Origin of the sequence: Paenibacillus sp. HGF5 (genome assembly GCF_000204455.1) — a bacterium.
In the GTDB taxonomy this organism is placed as follows: domain Bacteria; phylum Bacillota; class Bacilli; order Paenibacillales; family Paenibacillaceae; genus Paenibacillus_AQ; species Paenibacillus_AQ lautus_A.
In genome coordinates, this window is record NZ_AEXS01000110.1 from 37,771 (window position 1) to 53,475 (window position 15,705).

At 50.3% G+C, this 15,705-nt stretch carries 13 protein-coding genes and 1 pseudogene; 5 read left to right on the top strand and 9 right to left on the bottom strand.

Translation table 11 applies throughout. The features are described 5' to 3' along the window. Positions 1-6: 6 nt before the first annotated feature. The 5 genes from HMPREF9412_RS17340 to HMPREF9412_RS17360 all read right to left on the bottom strand — a co-directional run bounded on the left by HMPREF9412_RS17340 (position 7) and on the right by HMPREF9412_RS17360 (position 4,480). Positions 7-1,227, bottom strand: a complete 1,221-nt coding sequence (locus HMPREF9412_RS17340) for an amidohydrolase (RefSeq protein ID WP_036672612.1) — start codon at positions 1,225-1,227, stop codon at positions 7-9. Between the two features lie 166 nt (positions 1,228-1,393). Next, positions 1,394-2,155, bottom strand: a complete 762-nt coding sequence (locus HMPREF9412_RS17345; protein WP_009592975.1) for a class I SAM-dependent methyltransferase — start codon at positions 2,153-2,155, stop codon at positions 1,394-1,396. Positions 2,156-2,301: 146 nt separating this feature from the next. Then, complete coding sequence (locus tag HMPREF9412_RS17350; RefSeq protein WP_009592935.1) at positions 2,302-2,784, bottom strand: hypothetical protein; 483 nt, start codon at positions 2,782-2,784, stop codon at positions 2,302-2,304. 121 nt (positions 2,785-2,905) lie between these two features. Further along, complete coding sequence (locus HMPREF9412_RS17355; RefSeq protein WP_009592981.1) at positions 2,906-3,880, bottom strand: phosphotransferase enzyme family protein; 975 nt, start codon at positions 3,878-3,880, stop codon at positions 2,906-2,908. Between the two features lie 36 nt (positions 3,881-3,916). Further along, positions 3,917-4,480, bottom strand: coding sequence for an SMI1/KNR4 family protein (locus HMPREF9412_RS17360; RefSeq protein ID WP_009592974.1), 564 nt, complete (start codon positions 4,478-4,480; stop codon positions 3,917-3,919). 178 nt (positions 4,481-4,658) lie between these two features. Between HMPREF9412_RS17360 and HMPREF9412_RS17365 the strand changes: the two genes are divergently transcribed. Together HMPREF9412_RS17365 and HMPREF9412_RS17370 are read left to right on the top strand one after the other, a co-directional pair. Continuing rightward, positions 4,659-5,444, top strand: a complete 786-nt coding sequence (locus tag HMPREF9412_RS17365; RefSeq protein WP_009592946.1) for a M15 family metallopeptidase — start codon at positions 4,659-4,661, stop codon at positions 5,442-5,444. Positions 5,445-5,644: 200 nt separating this feature from the next. After that, complete coding sequence (locus HMPREF9412_RS17370) at positions 5,645-7,108, top strand: 4-hydroxyphenylacetate 3-hydroxylase family protein (RefSeq protein WP_009592976.1); 1,464 nt, start codon at positions 5,645-5,647, stop codon at positions 7,106-7,108. An 84-nt stretch (positions 7,109-7,192) separates the two neighbouring features. On the opposite strand, the gene HMPREF9412_RS17375 is transcribed toward HMPREF9412_RS17370, so the two are convergent. After that, positions 7,193-9,277, bottom strand: coding sequence for a DUF5054 domain-containing protein (locus tag HMPREF9412_RS17375; RefSeq protein ID WP_009592930.1), 2,085 nt, complete (start codon positions 9,275-9,277; stop codon positions 7,193-7,195). A 208-nt stretch (positions 9,278-9,485) separates the two neighbouring features. Further along, positions 9,486-11,045, bottom strand: a complete 1,560-nt coding sequence (locus HMPREF9412_RS17380; RefSeq protein WP_009592938.1) for a HEAT repeat domain-containing protein — start codon at positions 11,043-11,045, stop codon at positions 9,486-9,488. Positions 11,046-11,190: 145 nt separating this feature from the next. Here HMPREF9412_RS17380 and HMPREF9412_RS17385 point away from each other — a divergent pair, with 145 nt between their 5' ends. The 3 genes from HMPREF9412_RS17385 (at position 11,191) to HMPREF9412_RS17395 (ending at position 13,351) form a co-directional block, all read left to right on the top strand. Beyond that, on the top strand, positions 11,191-12,063 hold the full coding sequence (locus HMPREF9412_RS17385; protein WP_036672586.1) for an AraC family transcriptional regulator: 873 nt from the start codon (positions 11,191-11,193) through the stop codon (positions 12,061-12,063). 126 nt (positions 12,064-12,189) lie between these two features. After that, positions 12,190-13,041 (top strand): serine/threonine-protein kinase, encoded by an 852-nt coding sequence (locus HMPREF9412_RS17390; protein WP_009592961.1) that lies wholly within the window; start codon positions 12,190-12,192, stop codon positions 13,039-13,041. Positions 13,042-13,141: 100 nt separating this feature from the next. After that, entirely contained in the window at positions 13,142-13,351 is a 210-nt protein-coding gene (locus HMPREF9412_RS17395; protein ID WP_009592958.1) for a hypothetical protein, read from the top strand. 68 nt (positions 13,352-13,419) lie between these two features. Here HMPREF9412_RS17395 and aac(2')-IIb read toward each other — a convergent pair whose 3' ends face one another. After that, positions 13,420-14,148: a kasugamycin N-acetyltransferase AAC(2')-IIb gene (gene aac(2')-IIb, locus HMPREF9412_RS17400; RefSeq protein ID WP_009592972.1), complete on the bottom strand. Its 729-nt coding sequence runs from the start codon at positions 14,146-14,148 to the stop codon at positions 13,420-13,422. Between the two features lie 171 nt (positions 14,149-14,319). After that, positions 14,320-15,695, bottom strand: a pseudogene (gene nhaC / locus HMPREF9412_RS17405) (Na+/H+ antiporter NhaC). Positions 15,696-15,705 lie beyond the last annotated feature (10 nt).

Here is a 15,705-nt window from a genome sequence, read left to right on the forward strand (position 1 = left end):
CGTCGCCTAAAGCGAACCGGAAACGATGCTGCCCTTAAACATCGTCGCCACGCGCTTCGATCTTCTGGCAATGGCTTCGGCGGAACAAGAAGCTTCGACAAACACGATGCTGGCGGCGTCCCCGGCCTGCGGCCATATCTGCTCGCCATCCGGACCAAGCGGCGTCATGCCGCCGGTGATATATTGAAGCGTCCGTGCCAAAGAGCGTTCATCCACCCATCGGGACACCTCAGCCAGCCGGCCCGCTCGTTCCAGCACGTCCCCGTTTCCGAAAGGCGACCACACGTCAAAAATGTTATCGCAACCGACGGCTACCTCTACGCCGCACTCGTGCAGCAAACCGACCGGCGGCATGCTGCGACCGATCGGCACGCTCGAAATAATGGCAACCCCTGCATCAGCCAGCATTTCCCCCATTTCGATGGCTTGCGGCGTCGGGATATCGCCGAGTCCGAATGCATGGCTGATCGCCACCTTGCCCTGCAGGCCCGCCTCGATGGTCAGCTGTGCCAACCGCTTCATGGTGAAGGTTCCCAGATGATGGGCATCGTGCAAATGCAGGTCAATTCCCGCATTCGCCTCCACGGCGAGCTCCACCATTTCCTGCAGGGAGGCTTCGATATCACCATCCACCGTCGCCGGGTCAACCCCTCCTACCAAGCCTGCTCCGCTGCGAAGTGCTTGTCTCACCCATTCCTTTGACTTCGAGCGCAGCAAACCATGCTGTGGAAAAGCTACGATCTCGTAGGATAACTTTCCTTCAAATGCGTGCAATGCTTGTTGAACCGCTTCGAAGTTAGCCAAACCCACTTCCGGATAAATATCGACATGCGTTCGTACGTGCGTCACCCCGGACTCCAGGTACATGTGAAGCAGGCGTTCCGCACGGTCCTGCGTCCGGGTATCCAGGGCCGGAAGCGTTGCTTTCTCGATATCCAAACGCTCGAAAATGCTGGAGACCGGCGTTACGGATCGCCACCGGTCACCGAGCAGCGTTTTATCCAGATGGCAGTGCTTTTCGGTAAAGGACGGCAAAAGCAGCAATCCCTTCACGTCGTGTCGCGGCCATGAATCCGTGATGGTCTTGTCGGATGGCACGATCTTCGCGATGTTCCCGTCCTCTATGAATACGTGGCAAATCTCCGTTTTTGTTCCCGTAATAACGCCTTCTTGAACTTCATAGCCGCTCTCTATACGAGCATTCGTTAACCAAAATGCGGTACTCATATCCATCGTTCCTTCCCTTGCCAGATATACGATTATGCTATCATAGGAACATCTATATGGATAATATTTAAAATATAGGATTCACTTAAGTTTTACATATACATAAAAAAGAAAAGCCACCCGTTAGGATGACTCTTCTGGTGAAGAATTGGAAGTAGGTATGAGGTTAAAGCTTTATGGCTCTTGTCGCAATAAAACTGTTTGCATAACGGTCCAACAATTTCTCGCCTCCGAAGGAATCCTCGTATAACCCGGCAATCATAAATCCGGATTGAATCTGACCTCCCATTTGCTGTTCCAGCGTATGTCCGAATTCCAATGCTGCCCCGCTTCGCACGATTTCTTCTTCCGTCGCATAATCCAGTTCCGAATAGGGAAGGGTGTGCTTCACCCGAAGCGTGCCCTGTTCTTCCAGTTCCCAGTCGAATAAATAAAAGACCGGGTTCATAAAGCCGCTAATCAACATGCCGCCAGGCTTTAACACGCGATATGCCTCCTGCCAGACCGGCTGAATATCAGGCACATAAAGGTTAGATACCGGATGAACCAACAAATCAAAGCTCTCCGATTCAAACATTCTTAAATCCGTCATCGAACCGAGAACCGTCCGAATAGACAATCCGTCCCGTTCAGCAACAAAGCGATCCTGGTCCAATTGAGATTCGGAGAAATCCAGCACGGTTACATTCGCTCCCGCAGCGGCCAGAACGGGTCCCTGCTGCCCTCCTCCAGAAGCTAGGCAGAGCACATTCTTTCCGTTTAGTTCCGGAAACCATTCTTTGGGCACAGGCTTGGTTGAAGTGACGATAATAGACCAATCGCCCGTTCTGGCTTTCTGGATTTCTTCGCTGCTTACAGGAACCGTCCACTGATTATTCTGTTTGACTTTAAGCTCCCAATGGTCTTGGTTATGCTTGATAATCTCCATATGCAGATCTCCTATTCTTGAATCATGGGCTTTCATCTTTATTCACGGACCTTTGGCCCAGCCAGGCTTGAAACTGTTCCGGCGTGTTTATGTTTTCTTTGAGAACCGCTGTATAAATATCGAAGCTTCGCACACTTTTGCCATATTCAGCTCGGCTTGCCCAACGATTTTTTGATTCTCAAAATAGCTTCCCGGCGTTCCTGAGTCAGCCGTTCAGGCATCGTTATGATATGTTTCAAGTCAGGTTGTTTCTCCGGTTCATCCACGAACCAAATGTCCAGGGCCCACTCCTTCCCACGCTCAGATATATACTTAAGGCCGATGTACAATCCATCGGGATAAAGGGGATCCGTATTATAAACTCCGGTATCGTTGATGAACTTCAGCTCCCGTACACCTGCGTGCAGCATGAGCTCCGATGCGATTTGTGCAGTTAATGGTTGATTCAGCCGAGAACATTTTACCGTCATGTCCAGGTCTCTCCATACCATCAATCCGAGGGCTGAACTGCCGACACGCACCGGTTCGCCTGCTTGACTTAATAACTCGTAAAGTCGAAGTTCATCTGCTACCTCAGAAGCTTCCTCCTGGAGAGCCTCTTGTTGCAGCAGAAGTTCGCTTTTCGCCATACGGTGTTCACCTCTAATCATATCGTTGATATCTCATATGGTATCACCCGATCAGCCTGCTGACCAAGGGATTGAATGCTTATAATTAACTTTCACGGACATCGTGTGATTCGACATCGAACTATACGGAATAAAATATGCGTGCACCCGACAAATAAGGCGTGCAGAAATCGGCGCACAGCTTCGGCATTCGTTCACGCATCCATGCATATACGGATTCATTCTCCATCTGAAAGACATAGTAGCCGATAATGGCCAGCAGCATGAAGCCTTCTAATAAAACAAGCTTATGTTGTCCCGTATGATCATTGCCATAATACCCTTTCAGGTATGTATCCCGAAGCTGTGAAGGAACCATCATGGCACCCATGGCAACATCCGTATAATGGTACCCTGGTCCGAAAAAACCAAAATCGATAAAACTCAGTTCTCCATCTGAGGTCATGATGATATTCCCCAAGCTTAAATCACCGTGGATAAGCCCCCAGGCCTCAACGTTACCACTGTCCACAAGGCGCGCGTTAACCAACGATATCGTTTCTTCAATTATGGAAACGTCGGAGGAAGTAAACAAATCTTTCGCCAATCCTTGCTTTATAACTTCAATCATATATAGATTGTAGGCTAACCCCTGACTCGGACGCTTGTCCAAGCCCTCCTGCTCGTATGAGCCATAAAATTTGTGCAGCTCAGCAATGCAAGCCCCCAGCTTCTCGACCAATACCGGGTCGCTTACGTCATCCTTCTGCAAGTCTCTTCCTTCCAGCCAGGTAAGCACGGAGCTGTTCCAACGCTTCCCCTCGTGTTCGATGATCGTGATCATTTCACCTTTCCGATTACGCATAGGCCTTTGGACAAGCAGATGATCCCATCCTGACAAGTGCTCCAGCATTTGCAGTTCGCCCAGCAAACCGTCGTAGGTATGCTGCTGACCAGCCATGCCTTCTTTTAGCGGTTGATGAATGCGCATCAGATATGCGCTTCCGTCATGGCCTACTACCTTATACGTTCGATTTTCATTATGCCGAATAAAGGTAATTTCCGGTTCCCGGATGTCGTATTCATTCATAATTTCCTGCAGCTGTTCATTTCGCATTTGATACTTCTCCTTATATTTCTGAAATGGATCCCGTCAGCCCTCCAGGAACGTATCGTCAAAATACGCTTTGAAATCCGGGTACAAAAATACTAGCGACTCTTTAAGCTCGTCCCGATCCGTTCGATCTTCATCCAGGTCAAACAAAATTTCATGTTCGATCTCATAGATGGCCTCGATCCCCTCACCGGCGTCTCCACATACATCGATACACCAGATCTTCCCGTATTCGGAATCCCAAGTGAAAGGGAGATATCCCAGCCGGCACAACAAGGGATTGTACATATTCCTGACGTTCTCCAGCGGCTCGTCTACTGCCTGTTCAGGTATGACGTCAAAGTAATGATGGTACGTGGAGATGAATGCTTTATACCACTCGGGAAAATTCAATCCATACTCTGCTTCCATGGCCCTAATCTGCTCTTCGCTCACAATGGAAGGGACCAATTTCCATATGGACCATTCCTCGTCTGTATCAACGGTCTTCATCTCTGCGGGAACGTCCGGCCGCATCCACCTGCAGAACCCATCCTCCGAAATTTCGCTGTATTTTGCGTAATAGGCCTCAAACCCTCGTTTGATATAATCGCGTATTTCCATGTATAAAGTCTCCTTATGTAGAAAATCGTCCCTTTTTCATATATTACTATAATCTATTTTTGGGTTATGATTAGATTCAATCTATTCTATTTTGTTTACAATTCAGAAACAATCCGGAGATTCTATCGATATAACTCTCTTATATACTCAATAGACAGCTAACGAGGAGGGACTACACATGCGCAATACATTTATCAAAACAATCCTGCCATCCGTCATCATCGGTTCAGTCGTAACAAGTTTGGCTTTATCCGGGTTCCCGAATGGTTCCGGCTTGGATAAGGCGGAAGCTGCCGCAGCATCTTCAGCCAGCCTATCATTTTCGAAGTTTTTGGATAACAACGCCCCTAAACGGACGCTGAGGTCGGTAAACGGGATAAATACGGTCACCAATCTGTCCAGCACGGTTGTGCTCGTCAACAAACAAAGAAATCTACCATCGAATTATGTACCGCAAGATTTGGTCGTACCCCAAATTCCGTTCAGCTTCTCGGGACCAAGCCCCAAAAAGCAGATGAAAAAAATAGCGGCGTCTGCGCTCGAAAAGCTGTTCGCTGCTGCCAAACGGGACGGGATCGACCTCAAAGCCGTATCGGGTTATCGTTCCTATGCAACCCAAAAAGCCATATTCGAGCGTAACGCCAGTATCAAGGGCGAGGCTGTCGCTAACAAAACAAGCGCACGCCCGGGGCAAAGTGAGCATCAGACCGGGCTTAGCATGGATATATCCAGTGCTTCCGTAGGCTATGCCCTGGAGCAGAGCTTCGGGAATACGAAGGAAGGCAAATGGCTGAAGGCCAATGCACCGAAGTACGGATTTATCATTCGTTATGGAAAAGGTCAGGAGAAATTAACCGGATACTCTTACGAGCCTTGGCATGTACGCTATGTGGGCGTCTACATTGCCGGAGAAATTACGAGACAACAGCTGACGCTGGAGCAGTATCTGGGTCAAGCCCGGTAATCGCAAATCTTATAAAAACGGGCCCATACGGGCCCGTTTTTTTCGTATGAAGTCTTCTTCTGGTCGCACCTTCTGAGGTACATCCGCATATTTTGCAGCGTTTCCTGCGGACAATGTACTCCGCTTGGACTAAGCACGTACATTAACAGCAGTAGACAGGTTGGTTAGAGCTTACGATTTTCGCAAACGGGGTGAACAATGTGCCTATCAAATCAGGGAAGCAGTACATCGAACGGATCGATCGGCAAAACATCAACCTTCGGTATAAAGGGGAGCTTATCCAGGGACCTTTATCCAAGCACCCTGCATTCCAGGGTATCATTCAGACCCAAGCGGAGCTTTACGATATGCAAGGCAAAGCGTGTCATATCGAGCAGATGACGTACCCATCGCCCGATACAGGAGAACGAGTGGGCCTGTCTTTTCTCCCGCCGAGGAATGCCGAGGATTTGCAGAAACGCAGATTGATGATGGAACTTTGGGCCAAGAGGCACAACGGTTTTTTAGGCCGCTCTCCCGATTATATGAACACGGCGATCATGTCGCTGTACACGGCTGCCGATATACTGGAGGAACACAATCCGAAGTATGCTGAAAACCTCAGGGCCTATTACCGGTACTGTCGAGATCATGATATTACGTTATCCCATGCCTTCATTCAGCCCTATGCTTGTAAAATGTCCGGACAGCAAGATGCTGCAGATGACACGATTGCCGCCAAGGTGGTTGAGATCAACGATCAAGGCATGATCATTACCGGAGCTTTCATGATGGCAACGCAGGGAGCCACGTGCGAGGAAATGCTGGTATTCCCGTCGCCTTCGCCCACGTTGTTCCATGATGTCAATCCAACCGCATTCGCCTTTGCGGTACCGAACGATTTGCCTGGAATGACGTTTATATGCCGTGAGAGCTATGGTGCCACTTCTTCCTATGATTATCCCTTGAGCGCCAGATACGAAGAGATGGACGTTCTCGTCATCTTTGACCACGTATTGGTCCCGCATGACCGGATCTTTTACTATGGGGACGAGGCCTATGCCGGACGTTTATTCGGCGAGAGTCGCTTTCACACCCATATTGCCCATCAAATGGCCACCCGTTATATCGCCAAAACCGAATTTATGCTTGGTTTGCTGGAGAGCTTGGCAGACGAGCAGAACGTTGGGCTCGAGCGCCATATGATCGCGAACGTTTCAAAAATCATTGCATATCTGGAGACCTTCAAAGCCCTGAGGCTGGCTTCCGAACTGGGCGCCAGCCGGGATAAATTCGGTTATTTCGTTCCTTCGGCGGGCCCGCTTACCGCATCCAGCATGTTATTCCCCCAATTTTATCCCGAGATGGTGGAGATGATACAGCTGCTGGGTTCCAGCGGCCTGATTATGATCCCTTCCGAAATGGACTTCCAGTCGGATTCAGGTCCTTACCTGAACCAATATTTAAAAGGCTCCACCACGGAGGCGTGGGATCGAATCGCCTTGTTCCGCCTTGCCTGGGAGCTTGGCGCAGGCTCTTTCGGGGGCCGTCAAACCCAGTTTGAACGCTTCTTCTTCGGAAATGCGCAGACGGTAGCCTATCGCATGTATAACCATTTTGAACAGCATGATCAGCTGCGGAACAGGATTCAGGATTTTATCGCCAAGAACAATACTTCATCATAATTTGACGGTTTGGATGATTAGGCATGAAAAAAAGATGCGAGCCCATAACTCACATCTTTCCGTTTCATTACAAACACAATGAGCTTACGAATGGGAATGCAGGCTCAAGCGGAACCGATACCTCATGTCGTCTTCGAACCACATCATAAAGTTTGTCCCCCATACGTTGTTGTGCAGATTGAAATGAAATCCGCCGGTCAACGGAGCATAGGAGTTGTCGAATTGCAGCAGCCTTGGTTCCCCCGGGCACACAAGCGGCGCGTCCAAGGATTCAATGACCGCCGTTCCGTCCGCCCCCTCATAATATAAGCCCGAATTGACGCCATGCATGTTCCGGTTGCCGTCCTTGACGACGGATAACGGAGATATCCGCATTCCCAGCTTATCCATCGACCAGGCGTTAGGATTATCCACAAGCGGCACAAACGATAACCAGCTTGCTTCCGGAAGACGGCATGCCGGTTTGCCCATCCAGCTTATGCATACCTCAATGACGGGCTCATTCGCATGGAACGAATAGAGTACGTTGATTTGTCGTGGAGCCCCGTACTGATTACTGAGAACCTCCGGCAGCTTCATTTCTGCGGTCACGATATCATAATCGGCATGCCTCTCCAGGTGCAGTGTTCGCAAGGACGCGGTATACCGCCGATGCTCCGGCCTCGGTTTGACATACTCGATTCCCGGCTTGCCGAAATCGTTATCCGCCCAGCCATGATGTATATCCAGATTCGTCATGTATTCTTTGAAAAAACGGTTGTAGTTTTCTTGGCCGAAGGTTTCATACATATAAGTGCCAAGTCTCTGATGCTCTCCCGCCCATGCCTTTCCGGATCGATCCATCAATCGGTTAATCGAACCGTCGGCAGCGAAGCTCACCTGAAACTGGCCTAATTCGTAAAGCTCGTTCGTTTCGATCGGCTGTTTATGCTGCACCGGCTCCGAGTTAAGGACGGTATGCTGCGGATTCATCCGATCCAGCTCGGTTCTCGCTTCAGCCGCTAGCGTCGTGGGCAGCGATTGAAGGGCTTCTTCAAGATAATCCCGCTGCTCCTGCCAGGAACTCTCGTAATGGCTGTACGATCTGGTGCCGTTTGCCTGCTGGCATAGGTAATCGAATTTCTTCCGTGTATTGTTTTCAACAATATCCCGTGCTCTTGCTGCGGCTAGGTCAGCCGAGGAATAATTCACGAAATCGACGAGATACACGGAATTGTTCAGCCCCCAAGTATGCTCGGGAATCAACATCAGACGGTTGCAAAATCGAGCGTACGCCTCACTGTCCCTATCCAATCGACCAGCCTCGATCCAGCGATCCCGAAGCCTTAACAATTCGCGGTAGCGGGCGATTTTCCAAGGATCCGAGGCAATCCCGTGTATCCACGAGTCCCCGATCTCTTCGCTGACGACAGGCAATCGGTCTTTCACGGCTTGAAGCCGCGCGGCAAAAGCATCCAATGTCGAGGCCATGATGTCCGCCCCTGGATATTCCCGTCGCAGCTGTTCGAATAATGCCCGGATCTCTTCCATCGTGGATGGACCATGATTATCGTGGGTATGGGCAAAATACAAGGCATCCTCCAGCCCTTCCATCCGATAGGGCTTACCATAACTATCTGCATAATGTACGATAATCTCCGAACCGTCGGAAGCACGCCATACAAACATCTCCGGCACCTTGGGATTTTTGGAGACCATGTTAACGCCCAAATGTAAATATTGTATGCCGTGTTTTGCCAGCAGGGGCACCATGGCAAGGGTATGGCCCGGAACGTCCGTCATTTTTGCGGCAATCGTGGTTTTTCCGTACTTTCGGTCCAAATCGTCCGAAATGGACAACCCGAATTCGAATAAACTGGCATCCATGATCTCGGTATGCGTTGTAAACGGCAGCCCGTGCCAAACCATGCGTCCATCCCCAATGGCTTTTTCCATGCGCGCCCGCATGTCAGGAGAAGCCGTTTGCAGAAATTCATGGATTAACCATGAGCCGGTCGTCCATACGAATTTTACGTCCCCCTCTTCATTCGCCAGCTGTTCGGACAGCTCCAAGGCCTGGGGTATGAAATGTTCCATATATCGCTCGATTACGTTCTTTCCCAAATCGGTAAACCCGATGTCCAGATGGGTCTTGAATACGACATGAACTCTTTTGATTGATGCTGACATACATGACCGCCTCCTTCAACAATAATCGGCTAATGCCGAACTTTGAGCCCCATTTTACTAGAGCGCTTCGAGCAAGTCTTTGCATGAAAGGGTCATGCTTTTGCAAAAAAAGGACACCTGCCGCGAATCATGCCAGAACTCGGGCATGCCGAAAAAGCCCTCTCATTTCGACTTGGAATGAGAAGGGCTTGAAACGAAAATACGGATATCAGAACGTGCTTGCCTTCGTTGTGTCCGGACACCATCTGGCCGGTCGGTAATATCGGATCAGGACATCCATCGCCTCGGGTGTCCGCAGATGGGTAAGCGTTTCGAAGGCATACGCCCTTACGTAACGATCCTTGCTGAGAAGCGCTTGCTCAAGCGAATGGATGACGATGGGAACATCCTCTGGCGAGGCCGTTCGAAGCAATGACAAGGCTGCGGTATATCCGAGCTTGTTCAGGATATAACTTTGCTGCGTGATGTCGTTATACCGGGTTTCCGCTGTTCCGCCCCCCTCTTGCAATATCGACTCTTCCAATATGCTGGCCAAGGCCTGGCACACTTCGCCCGCCTCACTCCCCATCATGCCCAGCGCTTCGATTGCGTTTCGACGAACCCAATCGCTCGGGTCCTGTAAGCATGCGATCAATGCAGACGCAACCTCACGCGTCGAAGGCACAATCGCCCCTAACGCGAAAGCAGCAAGCGCTCTGCGCTTCTCGTCCGTATGTTCGAGAAGTGTCAGCAGTCCTGGAACGGCTCCAGCGCCGGCACTCTGAAGTCCGTAAGCCGCTCTTTCCGCGATTTGCCTTGTACCTTCGGACATAAGGCGCAGCAATTCATCGGTTCCTGCGGATCCCAGCCGACCAAGCGCATAACCGGCATTCAAAGCTACCGGCTCCTTGTCATTCAACATTCGGCCCAGTTCTGGAGCTAAGGAAGCGGCCTTCTCTCCTAACATTCCAACTTGATCCGCCGCCCTGGCGCGAATGACCTCGTCCTCGGATTTTAATTCTTCGGCCAATGGCCCGATTGGGACTTCGTCTTCCGTTGCCGAGAGGTTCTCCTGACCCGGTTCGCCGCGCATCCAGTTCCATACATCCCTCCAAAGATTCCAGTGCACGTAAGGGGTTCCCCCCGTTAGGTTCATTTCGGTCCCTAGATGATTCCAGCTCGGCGATTCCGGCGCACGCAATCGAACGAATTGAAACTTTAGCATGTATCGATCCATGCCTGACACATTAAGCGAAGCTTTGTGCCACAAATCAAAATGCACCAAAACCATCGTTCCCGCTTTGCCGGTCGGGAGTATCGTCTCGCCTTGATCGCCTACGAACTTATCGTAGTATGCGGTACCGGGCATGATGGTGGTAGGTCCCATTTCCTCGGTGATATCCTGCATGTAATAAAAAATCATCGCCCACCAAGGTCGGTGGCTGCGCATGCTGGACCAGTAACCGTCTTTATGCCACTGTCCGCCCCCGGGCAGCGGATCGCCCGGCTGATTGTAATGGCAATGCCGATGCGGATGCATGTAGTAGTCCGGTCCGAGCACGCTCGTCAAAGCCCCTTGCACGACCGGCGTTTCGAAGAACTGCTGAATCTCGGGTACACGGGGCAGGATGTTATTGCCGGGATTTCCTTCCTCGTGCAGTACGGCGTTGATTTTGTCCCTGACTTCAGCATGCAGCTGATCCGGCAATTCGTTATGAAGCACCACATACCCCTTCATGATAAACTGGCAGATTTGTTCATCCGTCAACAGCCATTGACTGTCCAGCATCTCAATTCCCTCCTCAAGCATGAAATGAATTAGTGTTAGTATAGCAATGGCCGCCATCCCTGTATTTACATAAACGTCAGGCTTTTGTACAATCGTCATGCGAATATTGATAGAATCTTTTCTTGAAGGATGTGGAAATGAATACGTGGATTTTGCCGTCTTCCATCCCTATGTGCTGTATGCCACCAGATACCCCTTTTCCAAAGGTCAAAGCAATAACAACCGCCACTGTTATTCGTCATCCCTTTATCTCATTACCGAGGGACGGGGCATTGTTCGTACCTGTGGGCGAACGCACATCACCGACCCAGGTTCCCTTGTGTACATACCGGCAGGTCAGCCGCATGATTGGATAGCGGACAGACGGGATCCCATGGTCCATGTGTGCTGTTATTTCGACTGGGCCCATGTGGACCGCAGGAATTTGGCCGATCACCCCAGCGTAATCTGTTATGACATGACCCAACTGAATCCTTCCTATGTAGGTCCAGCTTTTCCTTACGCCATACCCGAGTTCATGAGAGTAGAGAAAGTCAGCCTATGGAGCGATTGGTTTGAAAAATTCTATACCGGAAACCAGTATGAGAATGAGCATACCTATATGCGCAGCATGAAGACGCAGAGCCAATTCCTGCAATTCATCGAATACTTCCTTGCCTTCGCCCTGCAGGACGAGACGATACCCGATCACAGAATGAACAAGCTGCTGCAGCGATTGGATCAGGATATCCTTCACGGCAATCTGCGGCCGTTGGAAGCATATTATGAGGAGCTCCGGATCAGCAGAGGTTATTTCTTCGAATTGTTCAAGCGATCGACGGGGCTGCCGCCGACGCAATATATTAACCAGTTTCGCATCCATCGGGCTAAGGAGGATCTGCGCAATACAGACATCAGCATCACCGAGATCGCCGAGAAGTTCGGCTTCTCATCCATCCATTATTTTTCGAAGCTGTTCCGTCAGCTTAACGGACTGTCGCCGCTGGAGTATCGGAAACATCAGATGGAAGCCGACTGACTAAGGGAACTTCGCTCCGATCCGATATATACCTCGATGCGTATCATCGCTTATAATGTACGATAATCAGGAATAGCACACGCTCAGAATTAGGCGAAGGACCCAAAAAGGAGAGGCTGGAATCGAATGCGCTTTTTATCAAACCTTGGCTCCTTTATCAACGCATGGCGGGATTACCCGGCTGAAGAGAATACAGTGCTGGGGAGTCGCTACACCGTCCAAGAAATGATTGGCGAAGGAAGTTACGGCATCATCTATCAATGTCGGGATCAACAGAGCGGACATGTAGTCGCCGTCAAACAGTCACGGCCGAGCAAAGGCGATTACGCCAAAGAATTGCTGAATCGGGAAGCCGCGATATTAAGCTCCCTTCAGCATCCGCAAATTCCGGCATATCGGGATTTTTTCACGGACAGCCGCCATTCGTATCTGGTCATGTCTTATATGGATGGGGATACGCTAGAGGATTTAATATTCGAACATGGCATGAAATACGGGGAAGCCGAATGTCTCCATATCGTCCTGCAGCTTCTAGAGCTGGTCCGTTACCTGCACGAACAAGGCTATGTTCATCTCGACCTGCGGATTCCCAATGTGCTGTTTAAGGATGGCCGTATCCATCTCATCGATTTTGGGCTGGCACGAAGGATTGGTGAACCCCCTCCTCTCCGACAGCCTGCCCGAAAGAAGTTCCGGCGCGGCGGCACGAGCTCCTCTGTTCAATATAAAGAGTCAAAAGAAATCGAGGATCTCCGCGACATCGGTCACTTTATGTTGTTCATGCTCTATTCTGCCTATGATCCGGACGACGACCCGAGCGCAATCGGGGAACGAAGCTGGCAGGAAGAACTGCAGCTCTCGGATGAACTCCAGGATATGATCAAACGCTTGCTGCAGTTGAGCAGACCTTACTCCGGTTCCTTGCAATTCATGAACGAGCTCCAGACGCTCGCGAATGCAAAAAAACCGCCCCTCTGATAAGATGGGCAGCGTTTTATTTGATTCCGGGGTTTCATTTATGTTACGATCCGATTAAATGATATGGAATGATTCCGAACAAGAAAGGAGGAAATTCCACATGTTAAGAAAAATCATGAACAAATTTCTCCACTCGACGTCCCACAGTCACGGCCGCAAGCGTTACAGCAGTTCCGCGAAGAATTACGGAAGAAAATACAGCAGCAGCCACGGTTATTCTCGCCGCAAAGGATCGTCATCCGATTACAAACGCAGGCACGGCAACCAAGGTCATGGCTATTATAAAAACAGAAGAGGCAGCTCAAGCTAATCATTCAACATCATATAGCACACTACCTCCTTCAACGTGTTGCCTGTTGAGGGATTTTTTTTATCCTTTCACCGAATCGTGAAGTTGACGCCGTAATAGGACAATGCCAATTTACCGGCCACTCTCTGGGAAGAAGCATTATCCCATGAGGTACTGTACAACGGTAAAACTCCCATCTTTCGCACCTCGATTGCCCAACCGGCAGCAACGGCGGCCGCACAACCTCTCCCTCGAAATTCGGCTAACGTCTCCACCCCGGCTTCGTGCGCTTCCATAGAAACGCGAACACTCCGGCAGACCGACACCACCCTATGATCTTGAATGATCGCGACACAAGGCTGGGCGTAATCGATTTCCGCGTTCAGCCATTCCAAACCGGCAAGCGAATACTCGGTTATATTGTCTCCGGTGATCGATACCGCCTGCATGGTCGGCGATGACGTTGTGATGTCAGGAATCCGATAACAAGGTCCGCTCGTATATTGATCAGCAGCCAGCAGATTCATGTAGTCATCGAAGTGCTTGGGTCTCGTTTGAAAATCTTCGTTAAGAGACGGTTCATTTTCAACCAGCGCCGTCAGTTGCTCAGCAAGTTTGTCCGGAATATCATAACGAAGCCTGCATACGGCTGAACCGTCGATCGTTCGACCCAAGAATAAACGGGGAGCCGGCTCCTCTCCCGGCCAAGGCTCGTTGATGGTTCGTATCCGACTATTCAGGTCATGCGTAAACATAACCTGTGCGTGCATCTCCATCAAATCCTTAGCGGTTGGCTCATTTCCTATCCACTGGTTCATGCTTTCACCCCCATAACAATTTCAACCATAGTTACGCCTCATCATTCTCCATCGTAGCAGATTTTTCGAGCAACGGGTTGGGCACAAATGAATATAAACGATAAATAAAATGACCCTGTCTCCCTTTAAATCAGGGAAACAAGGCCAACATGGGATCGTGCCTATCTAGGGTCATATTTTCCTGCCAAGCGAGTTCCGCTGCAATCGCGGTATCCAAGCGTATGCAAACGTAAAGAGCGGGCTTAGCCACAAGAAAGTTGCATAAGGTGCGTATTCGATGACCGGTACTCCAAGGGTTGATGCAAAGAAAGCACCGCTAACCCCCCATGGGATTAAAGGGTTAACCAGCGTTCCACAATCCTCCAATGTGCGTGACAGCGTCTTGGCCGGTATGTTTCGGCGAGTATATTCCTCCTTGAACATTTGACCGGGCAAAAGGATCGATAAATACTGCTCGCCCGTCATGCCGTTAACCGCGATGGAAGATGCACCCGTCATCACAACCACGCTGCTGTTGCGCTTCAGCGGCTGCATGACTTTACGGAAGAAGGCTTCGATGACGCCGCAATGCTGAAGCAGCCCTCCCAAGGATAATGCAATCAAGATCAGCGATACGGACCACATCATGGATTGCAATCCGCCGCGGTTGACAATGGAAGCAACGGTTTCGTTGGCAACCGTGCTCTTGTAGCCGCTCTGCATTACGCTGAACCAAACATCGACGGCTGTCTGCTGCTGAACGAAGGCCGTCACGATCAGTCCGGTTACAATGCCTACGATGAGTGTCGGCAGGATCGGCATACGTTTGACGGAACAGGCGATAACGACAAGCGGCGACATCAATGTCAGCCAATGAATATGGAATCCGTCATGAAGCGCCGCCTTGATTAGATTTATCGAGGACAAATCCAGCGCGTTGCTTGTGGGCGCAAGCAGGAAAAAGACCGTTGTCACCACAAGGGCCGGCACTGTCGTGTAGATCATATTGCCGATATGGGTGAATAAGGATATGCCGGCGACCGCGGGAGCAAAGTTCGTGGTGTCGGAGAGCGGCGACATTTTATCACCGAAGCAAGCGCCGCAAATCACCGCTCCGGCTGCCAGCGTCGGAGAAATTCCTGTCGTTACCGCAATTCCCATAAAGGCAACGCCAACCGTACTGACTGTCGTGAAGGAGCTTCCGGTGAACATCGAGACCACGATGGTCACATATAATGCGCTCACGGCAAAATAATGCGGTTCGATATAATCCATGCCATAGTATAAAATGGTCGGTACCGTGCCGCTCATCATCCATACCGCAATCAAAATGCCGATGAGCGAAAGAATGAGAATCGGCATAATCGCCGTTTGAATTCCTTGAATGATGGCCGATTCGAGCTGCTTCCAGGAAAACCCGACAAACGCAGCAAGGCCGCCGTACCAACGGTGGTTGCCAAGAGCGGAAGATGCGGCTCTGCTTTCAGCAAAAAGATGGAGACAAACAGCAGGGCCAGAATAAACGCAATAAGAATGATGCTTTTTGAGAAACTGAGATGTCGTTCCATGATGCTAAGA